This is a genomic window from Paraburkholderia sp. CNPSo 3281 (genome assembly GCF_024206515.1).
GTDB lineage: Bacteria > Pseudomonadota > Gammaproteobacteria > Burkholderiales > Burkholderiaceae > Paraburkholderia > Paraburkholderia nodosa.
In genome coordinates this window covers 1-1,055 of sequence record NZ_JAMBPS010000158.1, presented here as the reverse complement: position 1 = coordinate 1,055, position 1,055 = coordinate 1, and the positions used below count along the sequence as shown (strand labels likewise).

The following is a 1,055-nucleotide window of genomic DNA, read 5'->3' as shown; positions in this document are numbered from 1 at the left end:
TCTCGCAAGAAGCGGTGAGTGTGGAATCGAGTCGAAATAGCTTTGCAGGTCGGCATCGACCACCCAGCAGTAGCCCGCTTTCACATGCCGGTCTACCTCGCGCAGCGCATCCTTGCAGCCCAAGCCCGGGCGAAAGCCGTAGCTTCTCGGCTCGAACTCATGTTCAAAGATCGGCTCGATCACCAGCTTTAGGGCCGCTTGAACTACGCGGTCTTTTACAGCGGGGATGCCGAGCGGGCGGCGTCCTTTACCTTTCGGTATGTAGACGCGCCGCACCGGCTGTGGGCGGTAGCTACCGTCCTGCAATGCATCCGCCAGTTCAGCGAGGTATCGGTCTCGCGCTTGCGCGAATCGATTCACGCTCATGCGGTCAACTCCCGCCGCCCCGGCATTCTTCTTGACCTGAGCCCATCCCAGCGCGAGCGTGTCCAGGCGAAACACCTTGTCGATCAGACTATGCCATTTACCTCCTTTAACTCCGTTTCGTAGAGCAGCCAACATAGCGTCCGTCCAGATTGCGGCTGACGCGAATTTCCGCTGCACGCAGCTTCCCAGCGCGTCTGCATCTCGTTTAGTCGTTTCCGACACTGGTGATGCTTCGATCTTCATCTTTGCCTCGTTCCGGACTTCTGCCATCAACCTTCCTGCCCCGCTTCCCTAGTGCGCCTTTTGCTCTGACGCAGGTCTCCACGGTTCAACGCTTCCGTGTGCAGTACTACCGGGACTCTGACTCCTGCCAGCGTTCACCTCGCCGGCAGGTCTCCCCGCTTGCTTCGTGCCACCTTCCCATCGTTCCGTCCTCAATCACGTGGTATGCCACCGCACCGCTTTGTCCGCCACGACAGCGTGCTGTGTTACTTCCAGGCTTCGCCACTTTAGTGCAGGCTCGCCGCGATACTCCGCCGAAACAGGTTCGTTAGCCTACGGACCGACAGTTCGCCTCCGGTTACTCCCCACCCCGTCTCACGACGACGCAGTTACCTTCAGCTACGGAGCTGTGGCCAACTCCGGCAGGGACTTGCACCCTGCAAATGGCACGCCATCACGGGCGTACA

General features: G+C 59.7%; 1 protein-coding gene. It reads right to left on the bottom strand.

Annotated features, from left to right (window positions below; translation table 11 throughout):
- The coding region (locus M3I56_RS40640; protein WP_254358680.1) for a reverse transcriptase domain-containing protein at positions 1-609 on the bottom strand (609 nt) is incomplete at its 3' end.
- Between the last annotated feature and the right edge of the window lie 446 nt (positions 610-1,055).